19 protein-coding genes are annotated in these 22239 nt (G+C 57.3%); 14 read left to right on the top strand and 5 right to left on the bottom strand.

Features of this window, described 5'->3' with window-relative positions; all coding sequences use genetic code 11:
- Window positions 1-6: 6 nt before the first annotated feature.
- The 12 genes from cheA to flhE all read left to right on the top strand — a co-directional run bounded on the left by cheA (window position 7) and on the right by flhE (window position 14811).
- Window positions 7-1998, top strand: coding sequence for a chemotaxis protein CheA (cheA, locus tag ABIB18_RS09290; protein ID WP_031376436.1), 1992 nt, complete (start codon window positions 7-9; stop codon window positions 1996-1998).
- A gap of 23 nt (window positions 1999-2021) precedes the next feature.
- Window positions 2022-2519, top strand: a complete 498-nt coding sequence (cheW, locus tag ABIB18_RS09285; RefSeq protein WP_031376437.1) for a chemotaxis protein CheW — start codon at window positions 2022-2024, stop codon at window positions 2517-2519.
- A gap of 161 nt (window positions 2520-2680) precedes the next feature.
- Window positions 2681-4351: a methyl-accepting chemotaxis protein gene (locus tag ABIB18_RS09280; protein WP_354474023.1), complete on the top strand. Its 1671-nt coding sequence runs from the start codon at window positions 2681-2683 to the stop codon at window positions 4349-4351.
- 205 nt (window positions 4352-4556) lie between these two features.
- Complete coding sequence (locus ABIB18_RS09275) at window positions 4557-6119, top strand: methyl-accepting chemotaxis protein (protein ID WP_354474022.1); 1563 nt, start codon at window positions 4557-4559, stop codon at window positions 6117-6119.
- Window positions 6120-6225: 106 nt separating this feature from the next.
- Window positions 6226-7902, top strand: coding sequence for a methyl-accepting chemotaxis protein (locus ABIB18_RS09270; protein ID WP_089562018.1), 1677 nt, complete (start codon window positions 6226-6228; stop codon window positions 7900-7902).
- A gap of 83 nt (window positions 7903-7985) precedes the next feature.
- The gene (gene cheR / locus ABIB18_RS09265) at window positions 7986-8855 is read left to right on the top strand and encodes a protein-glutamate O-methyltransferase CheR (RefSeq protein WP_031376439.1); all 870 of its coding nucleotides are present in this window, start codon (window positions 7986-7988) and stop codon (window positions 8853-8855) included.
- A complete protein-coding gene (locus tag ABIB18_RS09260; RefSeq protein WP_031376440.1) occupies window positions 8855-9904 on the top strand; it encodes a protein-glutamate methylesterase/protein-glutamine glutaminase in 1050 nt (349 codons plus the stop codon). The genes cheR and ABIB18_RS09260 overlap by 1 nt, the downstream gene beginning before the upstream one ends.
- Before the next feature lie 39 nt (window positions 9905-9943).
- Window positions 9944-10333, top strand: coding sequence for a chemotaxis response regulator CheY (cheY, locus tag ABIB18_RS09255; RefSeq protein ID WP_046288263.1), 390 nt, complete (start codon window positions 9944-9946; stop codon window positions 10331-10333).
- A 9-nt stretch (window positions 10334-10342) separates the two neighbouring features.
- Entirely contained in the window at window positions 10343-10984 is a 642-nt protein-coding gene (gene cheZ / locus ABIB18_RS09250) for a protein phosphatase CheZ (protein ID WP_031376442.1), read from the top strand.
- Window positions 10985-11178: 194 nt separating this feature from the next.
- A complete protein-coding gene (gene flhB, locus ABIB18_RS09245) occupies window positions 11179-12330 on the top strand; it encodes a flagellar biosynthesis protein FlhB (protein ID WP_031376443.1) in 1152 nt (383 codons plus the stop codon).
- Entirely contained in the window at window positions 12323-14419 is a 2097-nt protein-coding gene (gene flhA, locus ABIB18_RS09240; RefSeq protein ID WP_031376444.1) for a flagellar biosynthesis protein FlhA, read from the top strand. Before flhB ends, flhA begins: the two co-directional genes overlap by 8 nt.
- On the top strand, window positions 14419-14811 hold the full coding sequence (gene flhE, locus ABIB18_RS09235) for a flagellar protein FlhE (RefSeq protein WP_354474021.1): 393 nt from the start codon (window positions 14419-14421) through the stop codon (window positions 14809-14811). Before flhA ends, flhE begins: the two co-directional genes overlap by 1 nt.
- Before the next feature lie 17 nt (window positions 14812-14828).
- Here the strand turns inward: flhE and ABIB18_RS09230 are convergent, their stop codons facing one another.
- The 4 genes from ABIB18_RS09230 to ABIB18_RS09215 form a co-directional block, all read right to left on the bottom strand.
- Window positions 14829-15827 carry an aldo/keto reductase gene (locus ABIB18_RS09230; RefSeq protein WP_354474163.1) on the bottom strand — a complete coding sequence of 333 codons (999 nt, stop codon included), beginning with the start codon at window positions 15825-15827 and terminating at the stop codon, window positions 14829-14831.
- A gap of 234 nt (window positions 15828-16061) precedes the next feature.
- Window positions 16062-16988 (bottom strand): LysR family transcriptional regulator, encoded by a 927-nt coding sequence (locus tag ABIB18_RS09225; protein ID WP_354474020.1) that lies wholly within the window; start codon window positions 16986-16988, stop codon window positions 16062-16064.
- Window positions 16989-17101: 113 nt separating this feature from the next.
- Entirely contained in the window at window positions 17102-18832 is a 1731-nt protein-coding gene (gene argS / locus ABIB18_RS09220) for an arginine--tRNA ligase (RefSeq protein ID WP_354474019.1), read from the bottom strand.
- A gap of 208 nt (window positions 18833-19040) precedes the next feature.
- Window positions 19041-19163: a hypothetical protein gene (locus ABIB18_RS09215; RefSeq protein ID WP_009089698.1), complete on the bottom strand. Its 123-nt coding sequence runs from the start codon at window positions 19161-19163 to the stop codon at window positions 19041-19043.
- Window positions 19164-19477: 314 nt separating this feature from the next.
- Here ABIB18_RS09215 and ABIB18_RS09210 point away from each other — a divergent pair, with 314 nt between their 5' ends.
- The gene (locus ABIB18_RS09210; protein ID WP_046288266.1) at window positions 19478-20038 is read left to right on the top strand and encodes a VOC family protein; all 561 of its coding nucleotides are present in this window, start codon (window positions 19478-19480) and stop codon (window positions 20036-20038) included.
- Here ABIB18_RS09210 and ABIB18_RS09205 read toward each other — a convergent pair.
- Window positions 20035-21180 carry a MalY/PatB family protein gene (locus ABIB18_RS09205; protein ID WP_069728576.1) on the bottom strand — a complete coding sequence of 382 codons (1146 nt, stop codon included), beginning with the start codon at window positions 21178-21180 and terminating at the stop codon, window positions 20035-20037. The two genes, ABIB18_RS09210 and ABIB18_RS09205, sit on opposite strands and share 4 nt — an antisense overlap.
- Before the next feature lie 85 nt (window positions 21181-21265).
- Here ABIB18_RS09205 and cutC point away from each other — a divergent pair, with 85 nt between their 5' ends.
- The gene (gene cutC, locus ABIB18_RS09200) at window positions 21266-22018 is read left to right on the top strand and encodes a copper homeostasis protein CutC (RefSeq protein WP_046288268.1); all 753 of its coding nucleotides are present in this window, start codon (window positions 21266-21268) and stop codon (window positions 22016-22018) included.
- The last annotated feature ends 221 nt before the right edge of the window (window positions 22019-22239 follow it).

Here is a 22239-nt window from a genome sequence, read left to right as displayed (position 1 = left end):
GTGAGTATGGACATCAGCGATTTTTACCAGACGTTTTTTGATGAAGCCGATGAGCTGTTAGCGGATATGGAACAACACCTGTTGGGTCTCGACCCGCAGGAACCAGACTCTGAACAGCTTAACGCCATCTTCCGCGCCGCCCACTCGATTAAAGGTGGAGCCGGAACCTTTGGTTTTACGGTATTACAGGAAACCACTCACATCCTGGAAAACATTCTGGATGGTGCTCGTCGCGGCGAGATGCAGCTCAGCACCGACATCATCAACCTGTTTTTGGAAACCAAAGATATTATGCAGGAACAGCTCGATGCTTATAAAACCGCGCAAGAGCCGAACGCGGAGAGCTTTAAATATATCTGTGAAGCGCTGCGTCAGCTGGCGTTAGAGGCTAAAGGCCTGCCGGTTGAAGCGCCAGCCAGTGCTGCGCCATCTGCCAGCGCGCCCGCGACCAGCAGCAGTGCGCTGCGGGTACAGCTGATCGACCTGAAAGAGAAAGAAGTCGATCTGATGCTGGAAGAGATGGGCAATCTCGGCACCCTGACCAACGTGCAGAAGGGCAGCAACATGCTGGACGTCTGCATTGATGGCGTCGGTAAAGATGACATCGTTGCGGTGCTCTGCTTCGTGATTGATGAAGCCCAGATTCGCTTCCCGCAGCCTGAAGAGAACGCACCGGTCGCGGCGGTTGTGGCGCCAGAAGTGCCAGCGGCAGCGGTGGCTGCTGAAGTGCAGACGGCCAGCGTTACCGAACTGCCGGTTGCTGCCGTGAAACGCGAAAGCAAGCGCGTGGCGGCCCCGGCCAAATCAAACGAATCAACCAGCATCCGCGTCGCGGTGGAAAAGGTCGATCAGCTGATCAACCTGGTTGGCGAACTGGTGATCACCCAGTCGATGCTGGCCCAGCGTTCCGGCGAACTCGATCCGGTAGCCCACGGCGACCTGCTTAACAGCATGGGTCAGCTGGAGCGTAACGCCCGCGATCTGCAGGAATCGGTGATGTCGATTCGTATGATGCCAATGGAATATGTCTTCAGCCGCTTCCCGCGTCTGGTGCGTGACCTGGCGAGCAAGCTCGGCAAAGAGGTGGAACTGACCCTGCTGGGCAGCTCAACCGAACTCGATAAGAGCCTGATTGAACGCATCATCGATCCGTTAACTCACCTGGTGCGTAACAGCCTCGACCACGGTATCGAATCGCCGGATAAACGTCTGGCAGCCGGTAAAGTGGCGACCGGTAACCTGACGCTGTCAGCGGAACATCAGGGCGGCAACATCTGCATCGAAGTATCCGATGACGGTGCCGGCCTGAACCGTGAGCGTATCCTGGCGAAAGCGCTGTCATCCGGCCTGCCGGTCAGCGAAAACATGAGCGACGAAGATGTCGGCATGCTGATTTTCGCGCCTGGCTTCTCAACCGCCGAGCAGGTGACCGATGTCTCCGGACGCGGCGTTGGCATGGACGTGGTGAAACGAAACATCCAGGAGATGGGCGGTCACGTCGAAATCTCGTCTAAGCAGGGCAAGGGCACGACCATCCGTATCCTGCTGCCACTGACGCTGGCGATCCTCGACGGCATGTCGGTACGCGTTGCCGATGAAGTGTTTATCCTGCCGCTGAATGCGGTGATGGAATCACTGCAACCGCGCGCCGAAGAGCTGAAACCGCTGGCCGGTGGCGAGTGCGTTCTGGAAGTGCGCGGAGAATATCTGCCGCTGGTCGAGCTGTGGAACGTCTTTGATGTGCAGGGGGCGAAAACCGAGGCCACGCAAGGCATCGTCGTCATTCTGCAAAGCGCGGGCAAGCGTTACGCGCTGCTGGTCGATCAGCTGATTGGTCAACATCAGGTGGTGGTGAAGAATCTGGAAAGTAACTATCGCAAAGTGCCGGGCATCTCAGCCGCCACCATTCTTGGCGATGGTAGCGTAGCGCTGATTGTCGATGTATCAGCACTGCAATCACTTAACCGTGAAAAACGTGTGGCCGGCGCTGCCGCCTGATTGATAACGAAAGGGTAAATAACATGAATGGAATGGCAACCGTGACAAAAATCGCTGGCGAAACTGTGGGTCAGGAGTTTCTGGTCTTCACGCTGGGCGACGAAGAGTACGGCATCGATATTCTCAAAGTTCAGGAAATTCGCGGTTACGATCAGGTAACGCGTATCGCCAATACGCCTGAATTTATTCGCGGCGTCACCAACCTGCGTGGCGTGATCGTGCCGATTATCGACCTGCGGGTGAAGTTTTCGCAGCCCGATGTTGAATACAACGACAACACCGTGGTGATCGTACTGAATCTTGAGAACCGCGTGGTCGGTATCGTGGTGGATGGCGTCTCTGATGTGCTGTCGCTGACTCAGGATCAGATCCGTCCTTCACCGGAGTTCGCGGTCACCATGTCGACCGAGTACCTGACCGGGCTGGGCGCACTCGGCGAGCGGATGCTGATTCTGGTGGACATTGAGAAGCTGCTGAGCAGCGATGAAATGGCGCTGGTGGATAATCTGCGTAGCGCATAATCCCACCGTCACAGGCCGGATATGCCCGGCCTGTGACAGTTTTTCTGCTGAATAATTTCTTTATTTTTCAATCAATAAAAATTCTGTCTGGCCTAATTTCCCGCTATCGCCTGCCGATAATCACCTTGCTGCTTTACCACTTACATTTTTCAGGGTTAATCATGTTAACGAAAATCCGCGTAGTTACCAGTTTGCTGCTGGTATTGCTGATGTTTGGGCTGTTACAGGCCTTTTCCGGCTCCGTTTTTTATTCCGCCCTCAGCCACGACAAGCAAAGTTTTGCCGTTTCGCAGCTGGCGATGCAGAACACCCAGGCGCTCAATGATGCCTATATGAGTCTTAACCAGAGCCGGGTGTTACTGACCCGCATTCAGCTGCGTTTCGCCACCAGTAAACTGGAAGGGAAACCGGCGGACGTAGCCGGCCTGTTTGACGACAGCAAAGGCTTTCAGCAGGCGGCGGCCGGTTTTTACAAAGTGTTCAAAGAGACGCCCGATACGCCGGGACAAAATCTGCAGCTTAACGAGCAGCTGGATCAGCGCTACAGCGCCTACGCCGATGCGCTGAATGCGCTGCAGGTCGCGTTGCAGTCTGACGATCTGGTAGCGGCCGGCAAAGCCCCGGTGGCGCCCAGCCAGAGTGCGTTTCTGAAGCTGTATACCGACTGGCGTACCGATCAGAACCGCCTGACCACCATCGGTGTTGACGAGAACAGTTCTGCCTACAGCCGGATGCTGTGGATACTGGGTACCATCATGGCGGTGGTGGCAGCAGTGATCGTGCTGTGCTGGTTCGGTCTGCGTAAGGTATTAATTACTCCGCTGAACACCAACATTACTCATATTCAGCACATCGCTCAGGGCGACCTGACCCAGCCGATCGCGGTTGAAGGCCGTAATGAGATGACCCAGCTGGCGGCCAGCCTGCACGATATGCAGCAGTCGCTGGTGCGCACCGTGAGCAACGTGCGTGAAGGTTCAGATGCCATTTTCACCGGAGCCAGCGAAATTTCTGCCGGTAACAATGACCTCTCGGCCCGTACTGAACAGCAGGCGGCTTCGCTGGAGCAGACCGCTGCCAGCATGGAACAGCTGACCGCCACGGTGAAACAGAACGCCGAGAACGCGCGTCAGGCGTCGCAGCTGGCGTTAAGCGCCTCAGAAACGGCGCAGAAAGGCGGCAATGTGGTCGATGGCGTGGTGAAAACCATGCGCGACATCGCCGGCAGCTCAAAAAAGATTGCCGATATCACCAGCGTGATTGACGGCATCGCCTTCCAGACCAACATCCTGGCGCTCAACGCCGCGGTGGAAGCCGCTCGCGCCGGTGAACAGGGCCGTGGTTTTGCGGTGGTGGCCGGTGAAGTGCGTAATCTGGCCCAGCGCAGCGCGCAGGCAGCCAAAGAGATTAAAAGGCTGATTGAAGATTCGGTTAACCGGGTGAACACCGGTTCTCAGCTGGTCGGCACCGCCGGTGAAACCATGAGCGATATCGTCAATGCGGTGACCCGCGTAACCGACATCATGGGCGAGATTGCCTCGGCGTCGGATGAGCAGAGTCGCGGTATCGACCAGGTCGGCCAGGCGGTTACCGAAATGGATCGCGTGACTCAGCAGAACGCCTCGCTGGTGGAAGAGTCCGCTGCCGCGGCGGCCTCACTGGAAGATCAGGCCAGTCGCCTCAGCCAGTCGGTTGCGGTGTTTAAGATTAAGCGTGCAGCCGTGGGCCAGGCGTTGACTAAACATCTGCCGATTGCCGCACCAGCGACGGCGCTGGCGCCGCGTAAAGCGTTGACCGCACCGGTCAGCGATACCCACTGGGAAACCTTCTGATCGATCGCGCGCCCCGTCTGCATAGCCGGGGCGCGCACCTGCGCTTTTTCTCCCGCCAGCCTGACTAAAGCCAAACCCACCGTCCTGCCGCAATATCATTAATTACAAAAGCCGATTGTCGCTGAAAAGCGGCGAAAAGCGTTAACACATCGCGACTGGCCGCCGATATAGCCGCTGCACCTTAATCAACCTGCAGGGGAACAAGATGTTAAAAAGAATAAAAGTGGTGACCAGTCTGATCGCGGTACTGGTGATCTTTGGCGCGCTCCAGCTGCTGTCTGGCAGCCTGTTCTGGTCAGCGCTGAACACCGACAAAGCGGCGTTTGCCCTGTCGCAAGTCGCCAATCGTAACGTCACGGCGATGACCGACGCCTATATTTCGTTAAACAACAGCCGGACCACGCTGAACCGCGCCATGCTGCGACTGCAAACCAGCATGGCTTCACAGATGAACGGCGGTCAGCTCGACGATCTGATGAACAAAGCTAACGCACAGTTAGCCGAAGCCGATCGTCACTTCCAGGTTTATTACAATCTGCCGGGCACCGCAGGCATGGAGGTGTCGCTGCGCGACCGGCTGGAAGCTGATTACGCCCGCTACGACAGCGGCCTGAAAGAGATGATTAAAAGTCTGCAGGCGCGCGATCTGGAAGGGATGTTCAAACAGAATATTGAACAGAAACAGGTGGCGATGCAGGGCAGCTACGGTGAGTGGCGCGCCCGTCAGACCGCACTGGCTGAGCAGGGAATCGAACAGAACCAGCAGGCCTTTACCCAGATGATGTGGCTGCTGGGCGTAATTGCCGTATCGGTGCTGGTGGTGATCGTCGCCTGCTGGTTTGGCCTGCGTCAGGTGCTGATTCAGCCGCTGCAACAGCTGCTGGCGCAGATCCGCGCGATCGCCTCTGGCGATCTGACGCAGCCGATCGTCGTGGAAGGACGCAATGAAATGAGCCAGCTGGCGGCCGGCATTCAGGAAATGCAGCAGTCTCTGGTGATGACCGTCAGCAACGTGCGTGACGGATCTGACGCCATCTTTACCGGTGCCAGTGAGATCGCCGCCGGCAATAACGATCTCTCCGCCCGTACCGAAGAGCAGGCCGCCTCACTGGAGCAGACCGCCGCCAGCATGGAGCAGCTGACCGCCACGGTGAAACAGAACGCAGACAATGCACGTCAGGCATCACAGCTGGCGCTGACCGCGTCAGAAACCGCTCAGCAGGGTGGCAAAGTGGTTGATGGCGTGGTCAGCACCATGAAAGAGATCGCCGGCAGTTTGAAGAAGATTGCCGACATCATCAGCGTGATTGACGGCATCGCCTTCCAGACCAACATCCTGGCGCTCAACGCCGCGGTGGAAGCCGCCCGGGCCGGTGAGCAGGGTCGCGGTTTTGCGGTGGTGGCCGGTGAAGTGCGTAACCTGGCGCAGCGCAGTGCTCAGGCAGCTAAAGAGATCAAAGGGTTGATCGAAGATTCGGTGGCGCGCGTCAACAGCGGCTCATTGCAGGTTGAAAGCGCCGGCAGCACCATGAACGATATCGTCGGGGCGGTAACCCGCGTGACCGACATCATGGGCGAGATCGCCTCGGCGTCTGATGAGCAGAGCCGTGGCATTGAGCAGGTCGGCCAGGCGGTTACCGAGATGGATCGCGTCACCCAGCAGAACGCCTCACTGGTTGAACAATCCGCCGCGGCTGCTGCTGCACTGGAGCAGCAGGCCAGCGTGCTGACCCAGGCCGTCTCCGTATTTAAAGTCTCCCGCGCGTAATTTCTCTCCTCTCCTCACGGCGGCTGCGGTAAAGCCGCCGCCGTGCATAAAGTTCCCCTCCGATGCGCCGATAAATAGAAGCGAATCGCCAACCAATGAGGTGTGTATGTTTAGTCGTGTACGTGTTGTGACCGGTCTGCTGTGCGTGCTGGCGCTGTTTGCGCTGCTGCAGCTGTTTTCCGGCGGAATGTTTTTCAAAACCGTTAGTTCAGATAAAGAAAATTTTGCTTATAACCAGCGTTTGAACACGCTGCAGCAGGCGATGGGCACCTCATGGGTTTCGCTGGTTCAGGCGCGTAACACCCTTAACCGCGCCGGTATTCGCTTCCTGCAGGATGCGCAGATGTCGGGATCGGGTGCCACGGTCAAAGAGCTGGTGGCGCTGGCGGGTGAGGAGCTGAAACAGGCCGAACTGGGCTATCAACAGTTCAATGCCAACCTGTCGGAAAAAGGCAAAAATGCCGATAACGTCAAGGCGCTGCAGGCCAACTACCAGGCGTACCACGACGCGCTGGCAGAGCTGATGGTGTTTTTCAACAGCGGCAACTTCAAGGGCTTTGTCGATCAGCCGACCCAGAGTTATCAGGACAAATTTCAGAAAGATTACAACGCCTGGCTGGAGTACAACCTGGTGCTGTCGAAGCAGGGCGTTCAGGCCAATGAACAGGCCTACAGCCGCTCAATCACCATCGTGATCGCGACGCTGGCCGTCACTCTGCTGATGATTATCCTGGTGTGGAACGTAATGCGCAGCGTACTGATCCGTCCTCTGCGTCAGAGCATTGAGCATATCCAGCATATTGCGCGCGGCGATTTGACTCAGCCGATTGATCTTTCAGTGCGTAACGAAATTGGCGAGTTGCTGACCTCATTACAGTACATGCAGCAGGAGCTGGTGCGCACCGTGCGTACCGTGCGCGACGGGTCTGACGCCATTTATACCGGTGCCAGCGAAATCGCCATCGGCAATAACGATCTCTCATCGCGTACCGAACAGCAGGCCGCCTCGCTGGAGCAGACCGCTGCCAGCATGGAGCAGCTGACCGCAACCGTGAAGCAGAACGCCGAAAACGCCCGTCAGGCGTCGCAGCTGGCGCTCAACGCCTCAGAAACGGCCCAGCAGGGTGGCAAAGTGGTGGATGGCGTCGTGACCACCATGAAAGAGATTGCCGGTAGCTCGAAGAAGATTGCTGATATCACCAGCGTGATCGACGGCATCGCCTTCCAGACCAACATCCTGGCGCTCAACGCCGCGGTGGAAGCTGCCCGTGCCGGTGAACAGGGTCGCGGTTTTGCGGTGGTGGCGGGCGAGGTGCGCAGCCTGGCACAGCGCAGCGCGCAGGCCGCTAAAGAGATCAAAGGTCTGATTGAAGATTCGGTCAGCCGCGTCAATACCGGCTCGGTGCTGGTAGAGAGCGCCGGCGACACCATGAGCAACATCGTCAGTGCGGTGACGCGCGTCACCGACATCATGGGCGAAATCGCCTCGGCGTCGGATGAGCAGAGCCGCGGGATCGATCAGGTCGGTCTGGCCGTAACCGAGATGGATCGGGTTACGCAACAGAACGCCTCACTGGTGGAAGAGTCGGCTGCGGCGGCGGCGGCACTGGAAGATCAGGCCAGCCACTTAAAACAAGCGGTCTCAGTGTTCAATATTGGTAAAGAATTTGTCGCCCAGGCCGTTAACAAGACAACGGCGACAAAAAGCCTCCAGCTGGATGCGCCGTTAACCGTTGCCCGTCAGTCTGCCTCTCGCGGCGACGACAACTGGGAAACCTTTTAATCGCCTGGAAGGCCCGACCACCCTGTGGCAGTCGGGCATCGCAGCAGAAAATTAATGTGTTTTAGTTCAGGCCAGGTGCAGAAATGAAAAAATCGACATTCGAGCAAAATGAGACGACAACGCTGCTGTCGCAAATGGTGCAGCGCTTACCGCTCTCGGATACGCATTTCCGTCGCATCAGCCAGCTGATCTATCAGCGTGCCGGTATCGTGCTGGCCGATCACAAGCGCGAGATGGTTTACAACCGTCTGGTTCGTCGTCTGCGTACGCTGAATATTGATGATTTCGGTCGTTACCTGGCGCTGCTGGAACACGATCCTAACAGCGCAGAGTGGCAGGCGTTTATCAATGCCCTGACCACCAACCTGACGGCGTTTTTCCGCGAGGCGCATCACTTTCCAATTCTCGCGGAGCATGCCCGTAAGCGTCAGGGAAATTTCAGCGTCTGGAGTACCGCCGCGTCAACCGGTGAAGAGCCTTACTCGATTGCCATGACGCTGGCCGAAACGCTGGGTACCGGACCGGGTAAGTTCCAGGTCCACGCCAGCGATATCGACACCCAGGTGCTGGAGAAAGCGGTGGCCGGCGTCTATCGCCAGGAGGAATTGCGCACGCTGTCACCGGCGCAGCTGCAACGCTTCTTCCTGCGCGGCACCGGTCCTCACGCCGGGATGGTGCGGGTGCGTTCTGAACTGGCCAGCATGGTCAGCTTTGCCCAGCTCAATCTGCTGGCCAATGACTGGGCGCTGCCGGGCCAGTTCGACGCCATTTTCTGCCGCAATGTGATGATCTATTTCGATAAAGAGACGCAGGAGAAAATTCTGCGTCGGTTTGTTCCGCTGCTCAAGCCCGGCGGCATCCTGTTTGCCGGTCACTCAGAGAACTTCAGTCAGATCAGTAAAGAGTTCTGGCTGCGCGGACAAACCGTCTATGGACTGACGAAGGAAAGATGATGAGCAAAATCACCGTGATGTGCGTAGATGACTCTGCGCTGATGCGGCAACTGATGACGGAAATCATCAATAGCCATCCGGATATGGAGATGGTCGCTACGGCGCCCGATCCGTTAGTCGCCCGCGATCTGATTAAGCAGTTTAATCCGCAGGTGCTGACGCTGGATGTGGAAATGCCGCGCATGGATGGCCTCGACTTCCTCGAAAAACTGATGCGTTTACGGCCGATGCCGGTAGTGATGGTCTCTTCGCTGACCGGCAAAGGCTCGGAAATTACCCTGCGGGCGCTGGAGCTGGGGGCGGTGGACTTCGTCACCAAGCCGCAGCTCGGCATCCGTGAAGGGATGCTGGCGTACAGCCAGATGATTGGCGACAAAATTCGTGCGGCGGCGCGCGCCCGACTGCACAACCGGGCGGCGATGCCGGTGCCGGTCGCGCTGAAGGCGGGTCCGCTGCTGAGTAGCGAGAAGTTGATTGCGATTGGCTCCTCTACCGGCGGCACCGAGGCGATTCGCCATGTGCTGCAGCCGCTGCCTGCCACCAGTCCGGCGCTGCTGATTACCCAGCATATGCCGCCAGGTTTTACCCGCTCCTTCGCCGAGCGTCTGAACAAACTGTGTCAGATCACGGTGAAAGAAGCGGAAGACGGTGAACGTATTCTGCCGGGACACGCTTACATCGCGCCAGGTGCGATGCACATGGAGCTGGGCCGTAGCGGGGCCAACTATGTGGTGAAACTGAATGAAGGGCCACCGGTTAACCGGCATAAGCCTTCAGTGGATGTGCTGTTCAAATCGGTAGCGATCAACGCCGGACGAAATGCGGTCGGTGTGATCCTCACCGGCATGGGCAACGACGGCGCGGCCGGGATGCTGGAAATGCATCGGGCCGGCGCCTGGACGATTGCCCAGAACGAAGCCAGCTGTGTGGTATTTGGCATGCCGCGTGAGGCGATTGCCACAGGCGGCGTGAGCGAAGTGGTGGATTTAAGCAACATCAGCCAGCACATGCTGGCGAAAATTAGCGCCGGACAGGCATTGCGTATTTAACAGGCCCGTCCTGCCGGGCGAGATAACACAGGAGTAGATATGGCTGATAAAAACATGCGCTTTTTGGTAGTAGACGACTTCAATACGATGCGTCGTATTGTACGTAACCTGCTGAAAGAGCTGGGCTTCAATAACGTAGAAGAAGCAGAAGACGGCGTGGACGCGCTGTCAAAGCTGAAAGCAGGTGGTTTTGACTTCGTCATTTCCGACTGGAACATGCCGAACATGGATGGCCTGCAGCTGCTGCAAACCATCCGTGCCGATGCTGCGATGAGCAGCCTGCCGGTATTGATGGTGACCGCGGAAGCGAAAAAAGAAAACATTATTGCTGCCGCTCAGGCCGGCGCCAGTGGATACGTAGTGAAGCCATTTACTGCCGCCACGCTGGAAGAAAAACTGGGCAAAATTTTCGAAAAACTGGGCATGTAAGGAGATGTGATGAGCGACCTTCCGAAACCAACTGAGGATGCCTCGGCACACGACATCATTACCCGCATCGGCTCTCTGACGCGTATGCTGCGCGATAGCCTGCGTGAGCTGGGGCTGGATAAAGCCATTGCCGATGCGGCTGAAGCCATTCCCGATGCCCGCGATCGTCTGGATTATGTGGTGCAGATGACGGCGCAGGCCGCCGACCGTGCGTTGAACTGCGTTGAAGCGGCACAACCGCATCAGGATAAGATGGAAGCCGGGGCAACCCAGCTGAAAGGGCGTTGGGACCAATGGTTTGAAAACCCAATTGAACTGGCCGATGCGCGTGAGTTGGTGACGGATACTCGCGAATACCTTGCTGCCGTGCCGGATCATACGTCCTTTACCAACAAGCAGTTGCTTGAAATCATGATGGCGCAGGATTTCCAGGACCTGACCGGTCAGGTGATCAAACGCATGATGGATGTTATCCAGGAAATTGAGCGCCAGCTGTTAATGGTGCTGCTGGAAAACATGCCGGAAGTCAGTGCCGAGAAGCGTCAGGAAGGCACCAGCCTGCTGAACGGTCCGCAGATCCACACCGATGCACCGGGCGTGGTAGCGAACCAGGATCAGGTTGATGACCTGCTGGATAGCTTAGGGTTTTAATCGCGACCGTCAGCCTGCGGGCTGGCGGGCTGCGTTGCCGTCCCTTTCTCTCACCGGGCCACCAGACGGTGGGCCCGCTCTGCTTTATTAAACTCATCCGCCAAAGAACGCCTGTTTTTCCCGTCTTATCTGCGCTTTAACCCCAGCCAGTTTTGGCATTCTATGCTCAGAATTCCTGCCAACCGAGGTTTGTCGTGGCTGAAGAAAGCGACGAGGACAAAACAGAATCGCCCACCGCGCACCGACTTGAAAAGGCGCGGGAAGATGGGCAGATCCCGCGTTCGCGCGAACTGACCTCATTACTGATGCTGCTGGCCGGCATCATGATTCTGTGGATGGGCGGCACCATGATGGCGCACCGTCTGGCGGGCATGGTGGCCACCGGTCTGCGTTTCGATCACGGCATGGTGACCGACGATAAAATCATCATCAGCCATATCGGCAGCCTGATCGGCCAGGCGTTAATGGCGCTGCTGCCGCTGATGGGCGGACTGGTGCTGGTGGCGATTGCTGCGCCGATGCTGCTGGGCGGTATTGTGATCAGCGGCAAATCGATCAAAGTCGATTTTACCAAGCTCAGCCCGCTGGCCGGTTTCAAGCGAATGTTTGCCGCCCAGGCCTGGACGGAGCTGTTCAAAGGCATCCTCAAGACCGTGCTGGTGGGCTGTGTTGCCTGCTGGTACATCTGGATCCACTGGCCGGAGATGCTGCGGTTGATCAGCGAATCTCCGATCAACGCGCTGGTGCACGGCATGGATATGATTGCCATCTGCTGCACCCTGGTGATGCTGGGGCTGGTGCCGATGGTCGGTTACGACGTTTTCTGGCAGCTCTACAGCTATTACAAAAAGCTGCGCATGTCGCGTCAGGAAATCCGCGACGAACACAAACAGCAGGAGGGCGACCCGCACGTCAAAGGGCGTATCCGCCAGCAGATGCGCGCCGCGGCCCGCCGCCGGATGATGGCCGATGTGCCCAAAGCCGACGTGATCGTCACTAACCCGACGCACTATTCAGTGGCGCTGCAGTACAACGAGAAGAAGATGAGCGCACCGAAGGTGATTGCCAAGGGCGCGGGCGAAATCGCCCTGAGAATTCGTGAACTGGGTGCGGAACACCGCATTCCGGTTCTGGAAGCACCGCCGCTGGCGCGTGCGCTATACCGACACACTGAAATTGGACAGCACATTCCGGGCGCGCTCTATGCGGCCGTGGCGGAAGTGCTGGCCTGGGTCTGGCAGTCGCGCCGCTGGAAGCGCGAAGGCGGCCTGATCCCAGCCAAACCGAAAAACCTGCCGGTCCCGGCAGAGATGGACTTTGCAGGAGAGAGCAAAAACGATGGCTAATAACCTGGCCGCAAAACTACGTTTACCGGGCAACTTTAAAGATATGCAGTGGCAGGTGCTGGCGGGTCCGGTACTGATCCTGATGATCCTGTCGATGATGGTGCTGCCGTTACCGCCGTTCATCCTCGATCTGCTGTTCACCTTTAACATTGCGCTGTCGATCATGGTGCTGCTGGTGGCGATGTTCACCCAGCGTACCCTGGAGTTTGCGGCATTCCCGACCATTCTGCTGTTCTCTACCTTGCTGCGTCTGGCGCTGAACGTCGCCTCGACCCGTATTATTCTGATGGAAGGGCATACCGGCGCGGCAGCAGCAGGTCAGGTGGTTGAGGCCTTTGGCCACTTCCTGGTCGGCGGCAACTTCGCTATCGGTATCGTGGTGTTCATCATCCTGGTCATCATCAACTTTATGGTTATCACCAAGGGTGCTGGCCGTATCGCCGAAGTGGGCGCGCGCTTTGTGCTTGACGGGATGCCCGGCAAGCAGATGGCGATCGACGCCGACCTTAACGCCGGTTTAATCGGCGAAGATGAAGCCAAACGTCGCCGTTCAGAAGTGACCCAGGAAGCGGACTTCTACGGCTCAATGGACGGTGCCAGTAAGTTCGTCCGCGGCGATGCCATCGCCGGTATCATGATCATGGTGATCAACGTCATCGGCGGCCTGCTGGTCGGCGTGGTGCAGCACGGTATGGACGTGGGGCACGCGGCGGAAACCTATACCCTGCTGACCATCGGTGATGGTCTGGTGGCGCAGATCCCGGCGCTGGTGATCTCCACCGCCGCGGGCGTAATCGTTACGCGTGTGGCGACCGATCAGGACGTGGGCGAGCAGATGGTAACCCAGCTGTTCAAAGATCCGCGCGTGCTGATGCTGAGTGCCGGCGTCATCGGCCTGCTCGGGCTGGTACCCGGCATGCCAAACTTCGTCTTCCTGCTGTTTACCGCTGCCTTACTCGGTCTGGCCTGGTGGCTGCGCGGTCGGGAAATGCAGCCGAACAAGAAGATGGAAGCGACGCCGGGCAGCCTGACTAAAACCCCGGAAACACCGGCCAGCGCAGAAGCCTCCTGGACCGATGTGCAACTGGAAGATACGCTGGGGATGGAAGTAGGTTACCGCCTGATTCCGATGGTCGATCATCTGCAAAATGGTGAGCTGCTGGGCCGTATCCGCAGTATCCGTAAAAAGGTGGCGCAGGATGTCGGCTTCCTGCCGCCGGTGGTGCATATCCGTGACAACATGGAACTGCCGCCGGCGCGCTACCGTATTCTGATGAAAGGGGTCGAAATCGGCAGCGGCGATGCCTACCCGGGCCGCTGGATGGCGATTAACCCGGGCACCGCAGCGGGCAGTCTGCCGGGTGAAGCAACCGTCGATCCGGCGTTCGGGCTGGCGGCCGTCTGGATTGACAGCGCGCTCAAAGAACAGGCGCAAATCCAGGGCTTTACCGTGGTTGAAGCCAGTACCGTGGTGGCAACGCACCTGAATCACCTGATTGGGCAATACGCCAGCGAGCTGTTTGGCCGTCAGGAAGCGCAGCAATTGCTGGATCGCGTGACCCAGGAGATGCCGAAGCTGACCGAAGATCTGGTGCCGGGCGTGATCAGCCTGACCACGCTGCACAAGGTGCTGCAAAACCTGCTGGTGGAGCGGGTGTCGATTCGCGATATGCGCACCATCATCGAAACTCTGGCCGAGCATGCGCCGGTACAGAGCGATCCGCAGGAGCTGACCAGCGTGGTGCGCGTGGCGCTGGGTCGCGCCATTACTCAGCAGTGGTTCCCCGGCAATGATGAAGTGCAGGTGATCGGACTGGATGCCACGCTGGAACGCTTGCTGCTGCAGGCGTTGCAGGGCGGTGGTGGACTGGAGCCAGGTCTGGCCGATCGGCTGTTAAGCCAGGCGCAGGCGGCGTTGCAGCGTCAGGAAATGCTCGGCGCACCGCCGGTGCTGCTGGTCAATCATCCGCTACGTGCCTTGCTGGCCCGCTTCCTGCGTCGCAATCTGCCGCAGCTGGTGGTGCTGTCTAACCTCGAACTGAGCGACAACCGTCAGATTCGCATGACCGCCACCATCGGAGGCAAATAATGCGCTGGATGATGGCGTTGGGATTAATGCTGCCGCTGCTGGCTCAGGCGGCCGGTGGTGCGTGGCAGGCCAGCGCCAGTGGTCCGCTGCTGGCCAACCGCGGCAGCTGGCAACGCAGCCAGCCGCTGACGGCACCGGCTAACCTTAGCGGCGTGATCAGCGTGGTTAACTGGCGTTATCAACTGAGCAAACCGGCCCCGTCCGGGCTGGAAGTGCGGCTGTGCGGCGCGCAACGCTGTACTACGCTGGAAGGCGCCAGCGGCACCACCCGTGGCCTGGCACATCTCAGCGCCGATGAAACGCTGCATATGGTGTTTGGTTTTGCCGGCAGCGGCGCGCTGCCGCCGGGCTTGCGGGTCGTCAGCAGCGCAGTGATGGTGAATTACCAGTAGCGACGGGATGAGGCGTATCAGGCATTGACGCCTTTCATCCCTTCGGCCGAATACCTGCCGCCTTTAATCTCCACCTGCTGATGAATCTGGTTCAGTAACGCGACATCAGCCGCCTCCAGTACCACTTCACTGGCCTCCGCATTTTCCGTCAGATAAGCCAGCCGTTTGGTGCCAGGAATTGGCACAATTCTTTGATACTGCGCCAGCAGCCACGCCAGCGCAATCTGACCCACCGTACATTGATACTTCTGGCTTAGCGGCCGCACAACCTCCAGCAACTGCGCGTTATGATCGAGGCTGGCCTGCTGGAAGCGGTCATTATTTTTACGGAAGTCGTCTGCGGCAAAGTCGCTGTTGTTAAGGTATTTGCCGGTCAGAAAACCGCGGCCGAGCGGAGAGTAGGGCACCAGTCCGATGTCGAGTTTTTTCACCATCGGCAGGATCTCCGCTTCAATATCCCGGGTCCATAAAGAATATTCTGTCTGCAACACGGCGACCGGATGAACCGCATGTGCTCGCTGTAGGGTGGCTGCTGACACTTCACACAGACCGACATGTCGAATCTTCCCTTGCTTAACCAGCTGGCTGAGACAGTCCATGCTGTGCTCGATGGGCGTGGACTCGCTGACGCGATGAAGGTAAAACAGATCGATCTGCTCGACGCCCAGCCTTTTCAGCGAAGCGTTGCAGCACTGAATGAGGTAATCGGGCTGATTATTGATGACGCGGGCATAGGCCTGATCGGCAGCACGCTCAATACCGCATTTGGTGGCGACCTTTATCTGCTGCCGGCTGCGCGTATCCAGCCGGGCAAGAAACTCGCCGATTAGCTGCTCATTGTGGCCGCGGCCATACAGGTCTGCGGTGTCGATAAAATTGATATCCAGATCGATGAGAGAATTAAGCAGTTGCAGCGCGCTGCTGTCGTCGGTCTTGCCATAAAATTCACTCAGTCCCATTGCACCATAGCCAATTGCACTGACGTTCAAATCCTGCGTGAGAGTTCGGGTTTTCATCATGCCTCCTGATAAGTTGACCCGATTATTCCACCGCGCTTTCCGTTAATGAATTCGCATTTTGGTTATTCAGTAAAGGTATCAGCCAGCTGGCAACAGCGTTAGGGACAGGTGGGATTGATGGCGTAGCAGGGCAGATTTACGTGGCGTAATAGTTTGAAAAGTAAGCGAAAGCGGCATCATTCTGGCCAGGTTTATCGGCCGCAGTGATGCTTTATGGCAGCCAGCGATGACTTATTCCGGTTGCAGCGGGCGACACAATAAGGCCTGGGCGTCCCGCACGGCCTGGCGCGTTTCATCCGCGCGGATTACCGCATACAGATCGATATTTAACTGCTGGGCGGCAGAATCGGTCAGTTCCCGATAACAGAGGCCTTGCTGATTGAAGGTGCATTTTGACTGGGGCAGCAACGCGAAGCCTTTGCCCCGGGCGATGTGTGACAGCATCACCAGCGAATCGTCAGGCTCTTTGACCCGTTTAAACGTGACCCGCAACTGCGAAAAGTAGCGTTCACACTTATCGTAAAACAGCGGATTGGCACTACGCGGGAACCAGAACAGCGGCAGGTCAGCCAGATCGTCCAGCGCAACCTGTGATTGCAGGCTGGCCGGGTGCAGCGCTGGCAGCGCCACCCGCAGCGGTTCGCGACAGATCCACCCATAGTTTGCCGACTGGTCTGCATCCGGCCCTTTCTCGCCGGTGATAATCAGATCCAGCCGGTTTTTTGCCAGGCACTGCAGCAGTTGCGCCGAGCTTAGATCGGGCGTTTCGATCTCATCCTCTATCTTCAGTTGGCTGAGCTGAGCCCTGACTGCCTCAATAAAGTCGAAATTAAGCGTCCGCGTCAGGCCAATGCGTAAACGGCCCGGCGTCATGGCGGCCTCGGTTTTCAGTTCGCTGAGTTGTCTGAGGATAGCGTCAGCCTTCACCATAAGGTTACGTCCGGCATCGGTCAGGCTGACATCGTGGGTGGTTCGGTGAAATAACTGCTGTTCCAGCACCGCTTCGAGACACTGGATCTGCCGGGTTAATGGCGGCTGGGTCATCCGCAGGCGTTCTGCCGCCCGGCGAAAGTTAAGTTCATGGACCACCGCGAGGAAACATTGCAGTTGCTCAATGCTGGGGAGATGGGTGTTGATAAGGTGCGCGGGCATACTCATTGCGTCATCCTGCCGATCGGCGGCAGCGTCCTGAATCGCCGGGAAAGGACGCTGTCAGGCTGGCGCACGGCGCTGAGGCAACGGTTATCGTCTGCCGCAGCGCCGCAGGCGGTTTACATGCGTTCGACGGTATCGATACCCAGCGTATCCAGACCCTGTTTCAGCGTCTTCGCGGTCAGCGCCGCCAGCTGCAGTCGGCTCAGGCGGGTAGCGTCCGATTCGGCGGTCAGGATCGGGCAGTGCTCGTAGAAACCGGAGAACAGACCCGCCAGATCGTACAGATAGGCGCACATCACGTGTGGCGTGCCGTCACGCGCAACCTGGGTGATCACCTCTTCGAACTGCAACAGGCGGGTTGCCAGTTGCGCTTCACGCTCTTCGCTGATCACAATCTCTGCGTCCAGCGCTGCGGCATCAATGCCCGCTTTACGGAATACCGACAGCACACGGGTGTAAGCGTACTGCATGTAAGGCGCGGTATTGCCTTCAAATGCCAGCATGTTATCCCAGTCAAAGATGTAATCGGTGGTGCGGCTTTTTGACAGGTCAGCGTACTTCACGGCACTGATGCCGACGACTTCCGCCAGCGTTTTCACTTCCTCTTCACTCATCTCCGGGTTCTTTTCACGAACCAGGTTATAGGCGCGCTGATAGGCTTCATCAAGCAGATCGGCCAGCTTGATGGTGCCGCCGCTGCGGGTTTTGAAAGGACGACCATCTTTGCCCAGCATCATGCCGAAGGCGTGGTGCTCCAGCGGTACTGACTCCGGAACATAACCGGCTTTGCGCACGATGGTCCAGGCCTGCATCAGATGCTGATGCTGACGTGAATCGATGTAGTAGAGCACCCGATCGGCTTTCAGGGTTTCATAACGGTATTTGGCACAGGCGATGTCGGTGGTGGTATAGAGATAGCCGCCATCCTTTTTCTGGATGATCACGCCCATCGGTTCGCCTTCTTTGTTCTGGAACTCATCCAGGAACACCACGGTAGCGCCTTCACTTTCTACCGCTAACCCTTTTTGCTTCAGGTCAGCGACAATGCCTGGCAGCATATCGTTGTAGAGGCTTTCACCCATCACATCTTTACGCGTCAGGGTGACATTCATGCGGTCATAAATTTTCTGGTTCTGACTCATGGTGATGTCGACCAGCTTTTTCCACATCTGACGGCAATATTCGTCGCCGCCCTGCAGTTTGACCACGTAGCTGCGTGCGCGCTCGGCAAACGCCGGGTCTTCATCGTAGGTACGCTTGGCTTCGCGGTAGAACGCTTCCAGATCGGCCAGCGCCATTTCAGCGTGATGCTCGTTCTGCTGCTTCTCAAGGAAGGCGATCAGCATACCAAACTGTGTGCCCCAGTCGCCGACGTGGTTGGCGCGAATCACCCGATGGCCGAGAAACTCCAGCGTCCGGACCGCGGCATCGCCAATAATGGTGGAGCGCACGTGGCCGACGTGCATCTCTTTGGCCACGTTGGGTGCAGAGTAATCGACCACGATGGTCTGCAGTTCAACCTGCTGTACACCGAGGCGCGGCAGGCTCAGCGCTTCACGCGCATGGGTCGCCAGCCACTGGTGATCGAGGAAAATGTTAATGAAGCCCGGTCCGGCAATTTCAACTTTACTGGCGATGCCGGTCAGGTCGAGATGCTGGATCACTGCTTCCGCTAATTGTCGCGGTGCTTGCCCCAGCTTTTTCGCCACGGCCATAATACCGTTGGCCTGATAATCACCAAACTGGACCCTGGCGGACTGACGAACCTGCGGTTCGCAATCGGCGGGAGCGCCGGCTAAAACCATTGCCTGACTGACTTTTGCGGAAAGAAGAGACTGAATATTCACCGGGTTACCTTCATGTGCTGAACAACGCCCGAATCACTGGATCCGAGCCGTCATCATCTTGCCTGGCAGCACTGCGCAATGGCGCGACAGCAGTGGAGGGCGCAGACAAAATGGAAAAAAATGAGGGGAAAAGTATACGTGAAATGTCAGTGGGCGTCAGCAGTTGGATGAAGCGGGGAAACAGAGCCGAAGATGTTTCCCTGTGGCGTTAACGACGTCGCAGGTGACGGCGAGGGTTCTTGACGCTTTTATCTTCACGCACCTTCCAATGGCGGGAAATTGCAAATCCCATCAGTGCGATCAGGACAGCGACAACGATGAGCATAGACATAGAGCCATTCCTTTTGGTTGTGTTAGGTCAAATTTATAAGAAACAGGGGGTGGCTGCAATTGTTTCACTATCAAATAAGAGTTATCTTATTGTATTAAAGAAGGTGATTAAAATCATATGTTTAGGTCACTTTCATCAATTAACTCATGGACCTAAAGAGGGGATTAATCCGAATTGAAAGCTGTTCTTATACGCTTTTGCCGGAAATAATGGGCTAAATAAGATGAATCTGATCATTTTGTGGCGCTCAGGGCAGAGCAGGCAACAGGTTCTAATGTTAAAAAAGATTAAACAAATCGAGAGGATTTACCGTTGTGACCAGACCTTTTCCCGCTGAATTGGACGATTTAAAGACAGATTTGCAACGTTTTGAAGAATCGTTGCAAAATTTTGCCCAGCGACTGGGTTTATGCCTTAACGATCTTGAAGCCGATCACATTGCAGTGCGTTGTCATCAGGACGCGACCGCAGTGCGCTGGCAGCAAGGGCTGCAGCAGATTGGCACCCAGTTTTCTCAGGCGATGATTAATGGCCGGCCAATTTGCCTGTTTAAACTGCATCAACCGTTGCAGGTGGCGGGCTGGGCGCTGGATGTGGTCGAACTGCCGTGGCCGGGCGAGAAGCGTTACCGTCATGAGGGATGGGAGCATGTCGAGGTGGTGTTGCGCGGCGATCATCAGACGCTGGGCGTGCGTGCCATGGCGTTATTATCGGATGAGGCGCTGACGCAGCCGGGGATTTCGTTCAAGACCAGCTCGCCACAGGGCGAAAATGAGCGTCTGCCCAATCCGACCCTGGCGGTGACGGATGGGCAGACAACGATTAAATTTCATCCATGGCGACTGGAAGAGATTGTCGCCAGCGAGCAGGACTAAGGCCGGGCGGCAACGGCGCGCTGCAGTCGGGCGACCGCTTCATCCAGCAGGGCGCGGGTACAGCCAAAGTTAAGACGGACAAACTGGTCATTGCCAAATTCGCGTCCTGCTGACAGTCCCAGCCCATGTTTTTCAAAGTAGAGCGCCGGACTGGCTACCCCGAGACCGCGCGCATCGATCCAGGCGAGGTAGCTCGCCTCCGGTGCGATCAGGGATAAGCCGGGCAGCTTGTTGACCTGCGACACCAGCCAGTCACGGTTGCTGCGCAGGTAGGCATTCTGCGCGCTGAGCCAGGCGCTGCCGTCGCGCCAGGCGGCTTCTGCCGCCGCTAAGGCCAGAATATCGACATCGGGCACAATGCCCCGTCTCATCTTATTAAAGCGGGCGCGCAGTTCAGCGTTGGGGATGATCGCCATCGAGGCACCCAGACCGGCGATGTTAAAGCTCTTGGATGGCGACATCAGCGTAACAGAGCGCTGGGCGGCCTCTTCGCTCAGGCTGGCAAACGGAATATGCTGTACGCCGGGCTCCAGCAGCAAATCACTGTGGATTTCATCGGAACAGACAATCAGGTCATGCTGCCGGGCAAATTCCAGCTGCGCCTGCAGTTCGTCATGGCGGTAGACCGTTCCGCCCGGATTCTGTGGGTTACACAGCATCAGCAGCCGCTCTTTACCGGTCATCTGACCGTCGGCCGCCGCCAGATCCAGCAGCCAGCGTCCCTGTTGCAGGCTCAGCGGCAGATTCAGTTGCCCGCGCTCCGCCAGTTTTGCCGCGCTACGGAAGGGCGGATAGATTGGCGTGGGGGCGATGGTCAGTTGATCCGGCGCGGTGAATGCCCGTACTGCCAGATTTAACCCGCACACCACGCCCGGCAGTACCACAATCCACTCGGGATTAACGTGCCAGTTATAGCGCGAGGCCAGCCACTCCACGGCGCTGTCGATAAAACCAGTGGGCTTATCGCCATAACCAAAAATGCCATGTTCGGCACGGGCTTTTATCGCTTCGATGACACAATCAGGCGATCGAAAATCGGTATCTGCCACCCACAACGGCAGAATGTCCTGGTCCGCATATTTGTTCCATTTAAGGCTATCGCTGTGACGACGGTCTATCCGTTGGTCGAAATTGAATGCCATAGTTAACTTTCCCGGTAAACTCATTCCAGCAGCCAGACTAACTGATGAATCTGCCTTGAACCAGAGTCATGTAAAGGAGAAGAGAATGACCACACTGGAAATTTGCTGCTATGGCGTGGATTGCGCAGTGACCGCGCAGCAGGCCGGCGCCGATCGGGTTGAACTCTGTGCCGCGCCACGTGAAGGGGGCTTAACCCCGTCCGCCGGCATGCTGAATGCTGCCCGGCGTGAAGTTTCAATTCCGGTTCATCCCATCGTCCGGCCGCGCGGCGGCGACTTTTGCTATACCGCACGTGAATTCGAGGCGATGAAATCTGACGTAGCCCTGATTCGCGAACTCGGCTTTCCGGGCCTGGTAATCGGCATGCTCGACGAAGATGCGCACGTCCATCGTGGGCAGATGCGGCAAATCATGGCGCTGTGCGATGGCCTGGCGGTGACCTTCCACCGAGCCTTCGACCTCTGCCATAGTCCGAAACGCACGCTGGAGGAGTTGACCGATCTTGGCGTAGCCCGCATTCTGACTTCAGGGCAGCAGCAGAGCGCGGAGAATGGAATTGCACTGCTGAAGGAACTTAATGAAGTGAGCACGGGTCCTATCATTATGGCAGGTGCCGGTGTTCGTCTGAGTAACCTGCAAAAGTTCCTCGACATGGGAATACGTGAAGTCCATAGCTCGGCAAGCCGATTGATCGCTTCGCCGATGCGCTACCGCAAAGCGGGTGTTTCCATGTGTTCTGAAGCCGAAACCGATGAGTTCAGCCGCTATTGCGTTGATGGCGATGTGGTGGAGGCGATGAAAAGCGTGATGCAGATGAGCACCGTCCGGGTGGCCTGAATCACTTCCGATTTTGCCGCGCAGCACGCCGATCATTGACGTGATGTTTGCAAGTACCAAACCCCAGTATGCTTGCTGGGGTTCTTTTTATCTAAAACAAAGGGTTACTCCCCGAAAGAGCCAGTGGCATCATCTGAATCTGAATCTGAATCTGAATCTGAATCTGAATCTGAATCTGAATCTGAACAGAGAACGATGCGCTTATCATTGATACCTTCATA

The organism is Pantoea sp. UYEF8, assembly GCF_040546285.1.
In the GTDB taxonomy this organism is placed as follows: domain Bacteria; phylum Pseudomonadota; class Gammaproteobacteria; order Enterobacterales; family Enterobacteriaceae; genus Pantoea; species Pantoea brenneri.
The sequence above is the reverse complement of the archived record's forward strand: the minus strand, read 5'-3'. Positions and strand labels throughout refer to the sequence as shown.